A 3,075-nucleotide genomic window follows, 5' to 3' on the forward strand; every position below is an offset into this window, starting at 1 on the left:
GGAGAATCGGAATGTGCCCAAATAGTTAAGTCCGGAGCTGCGTGGCCGTGCCGTGCGCATAGTGCAAGACTGGCGGGCGCGCGAAGGAGGGCGGGCGAGAACCGATCCCGCGCGATCTCCATCCGGGGCGATGCGCTTGCCTACTTACGCAGGTCGCCCTCGTGTACCCCCGCATGGGTGAGCAGGAACTCTCGTTTCCTGGCTGTGAAGGGCTTGGTCGTCCCGTGAACAGCTTCGCAGAGCACTCCGAGGAGCTCATATCCGCTGATCGATTCTGCTCGACGATTAAATGTTCGATAGGGCTCCCTGGTTGGACCCATGGTCGCGCTTCCCATGCACATTTACAGGCCGCCTCTGACAGTATCGACTAGTTGTTGCGGGTCATGACGTTGTAGTCGCGGATCAGAGATGAAGGAACGGGTCTCTGACCGGCACGATGGGTGGTGTCTAGACATCCGTCGCCCGGGAGGAACCCGTTCCATGACCCACCGTAATTCGCCGCTGACGCCTACCGGAAGACTCCGCCTGGTCCAACGTGTCGAAGATGATGGCCGGTCCATCGTCCACGTCGCTGCCGAAGTCGGCGTCGCTCGCTCGACTCTGACGAAATGGGTCCAACGATATCGCGATGACGGAATCGACGCCCTGGAAGACCGCACCAGCACCCCAGCACGGCGATCCTCGCGGCTGCCGATCGAGATCCTCGAACTCATCGGCTCCTGGCGGCGAGAGCACAAATGGTCAGCCCGCCGGATCGCCCTCGAGCTCGCCTCCCGCGGCTACCACTACTGCGCCCGGACCATCGGGCGATGGTTGCAGCGACTTGGGATCTCCCGCCGCCGTGACCTCGACCCGACCGGGGAGAACAACCGCGAGCCCGGCAAGATCATTGCTCGCTTCCCCGGCCACATGCTCCACCTGGACGTGAAGAAGGTCGGACAGATCCCCGCCGGTGGCGGCTGGCGACTCCACGGCCGCGGTCATGCGAAGGCGCGCCATCAGCGCGTGGGCTACACCTACCTGCACTCCGCGATCGACGGCTATTCCCGCCTGGCCTACACCGAGGCCCTGGAGAGCGAGACCACAGCAACCACCATCGCCTTCTTCTCCCGGGCCAGGGCGTTCTTCGCTGCTCACGGCATCTCTCGCCTGGTCCGAGTGTTCACCGACAACGGCGCCAATTGCCGCGCGAAGACGTTCGTCCGCATGGTGGTGGCGCATGCCTCCCGGTATCAGCGGACGCGGCGCTACACGCCGCGGCACAACGGGAAAGTCGCGCTTTACCTGCGGATCCTCTCTGAGGAATGCCTCTACGCCCGCGCTCTCTATTCCGAGCACGAGTGGCGCGAAGCGATTAGCATTTGGGTCCGCGATTACAACTATCACCTGCCGCGCACCGCTTGTGCTGCTCAGCCCCCGGCCACCCGAGTCCACGAACGAGTCGACAACGTCATGACCTAATTCATCTAGGTAGACCGCATAGAGCGCGCGCCGTGGTGCTCCCAAGGTTGTCGGTGCCGACTGCCATGCTGGTGATGTGACTGACAACGCCACCCCAGACGAGGAAGCCACACCGCCCGTCGAGCCGATCCGGCTCCTCGGCGGTGTCAACTTCTCAACTTGGCCCAACCTCAAGTGGAGCCGGGGCAGCTCACACGTGGCGACGTTGCAGTCGAAGCTCGGAGAGTGGCAAGCCAGCGCCCCGGTCTCGGTAGACGCCGTACTACGCGAGGACCGCATGGGCATCGAGCTCGTGGCCCGAGTTCCGATGGGCATACCCCAGCACGAGTGGTCGCTCGACCTTGGGGACGCGCTGCACAACCTCCGGAGCGCGTTCGATGCTGTCGCCTGGGGCATGGCCCACTTCAATGACGCCGAGCCCGCCCGACCGAAGTCGGTCTACTTCCCGATCTGCGCCGAAGAGAAGCAGTGGAAGAAGGCGGTTAGCGACTGGGTGGGGGAGATTGACCCCGAGCTACAGGAACGGCTCCGGCTCATGCAACCGTTCACTTACGTGCCAGCCGGTCAGGAGTCGCTGCTCTCGATCCTCCACGACCTCGACATTCAGGACAAGCACCGTGACATCCTGACAGTGACCGCAGACCTGGAGGGCGTCGATCTCGGCGGCTCGTTCCAGTACGAGGACCCAAGCTCTCCGGCACTCCCGCGTGTCGAGATGAAGGATGGCGTGAAGTTCGGTGACGGCACGGTGCTCGGCACGATCCACGCCGGAGCGCCCATCCAGATCGTGGGGCAGATGATCCTGTGCCCCGCGATCAAGGTGCAACTCATCCACAAGGAAAAGTCCTTCGACGTCATGCCGATGCTCCAGCAGTTCGTCGAGGAGACCCGGCGGTACCTCGACATTCTGCTGTTCGGGCTGGCTCCGTCAGAAGAGAACGAAGGGGAGTGGTCGCCTATGGAGATGGGTCCGCCCCCAGCGTAGGGCTGGCCGGTTGACGGCAGCCGGGACCCGGCGGCGGGGATGGAGCAGAGCCGGGTAGAACGAGCCGGCACGAAGTACCGGGGCCGCCAGATCAAGCTCACCCGCAGGAGTCGCCAGGTGCTTGGCGCGGGTGTCGTTGCGGCAGGTGGACCGCATCTGGGCGCGTTCGTAGCGGTCCGCACCGATCCTCGCAGTCGCCTCGGCGTCGACGAGCTCCTGGAGGCCGGCCCGCAAGAGGTGGCGGAATAATTCCACGTTGGCGAAGTCGTGGCCTTCGAGCAGTTCACGGACGAGAGCGGACAGGGCAGACTTGTGGTGGGTCATCGTGGATCCCTCTTTCTTGGTCGATTTGGGAGGTCCCGCTATGACCCTTCATCCCCTGCCGGTAGCTCCGACGCCACCAGGGGAATGACGCCACGTTAGGGGACGCACCCTCCCCACTGGGCCCACGCGCTCTTGTTCCCCCAGATCGCGGCAGCGCACGGCATAGCGCCCCTGATCACGGAGCGCCCCGCGGTATAGCCTGACCGCGTGCGAAGAGGACTCCCTCCCCGGGCACTCGCCGCCGCGGTGGCGTCCCTGCTCGTCCTCTCGATCACGGGGTGCGGCACCGGCGGCGACGCGATGCC

The 3,075-nt window shown here is 64.6% G+C and carries 2 protein-coding genes and 1 pseudogene; 2 read left to right on the forward strand and 1 reads right to left on the reverse strand.

Annotation, left to right across the window (positions count from 1 at the left end; genetic code table 11):
- The first annotated feature begins 480 nt into the window (after window positions 1-480).
- Window positions 481-1,461, forward strand: a complete 981-nt coding sequence (locus ACOJSN_RS15340; RefSeq protein WP_420113363.1) for an IS481 family transposase — start codon at window positions 481-483, stop codon at window positions 1,459-1,461.
- Between the two features lie 76 nt (window positions 1,462-1,537).
- Entirely contained in the window at window positions 1,538-2,446 is a 909-nt protein-coding gene (locus ACOJSN_RS15345; RefSeq protein ID WP_420113364.1) for a hypothetical protein, read from the forward strand.
- Window positions 2,447-2,458: 12 nt separating this feature from the next.
- Here the strand turns inward: ACOJSN_RS15345 and ACOJSN_RS15350 are convergent.
- A pseudogene (locus tag ACOJSN_RS15350) lies at window positions 2,459-2,770 on the reverse strand (transposase); the annotation flags it as partial.
- Window positions 2,771-3,075 lie beyond the last annotated feature (305 nt).

The organism is Pseudactinotalea sp., from assembly GCF_048594945.1.
Lineage (GTDB): Bacteria > Actinomycetota > Actinomycetes > Actinomycetales > Beutenbergiaceae > Pseudactinotalea.

Excerpts from the sequence above, each read along its gene's own strand:
- ACOJSN_RS15340 (WP_420113363.1), top strand. The coding sequence starts at position 481 with ATGACCCACCGTAATTCGCCGCTGACGCCTACCGGAAGACTCCGCCTG.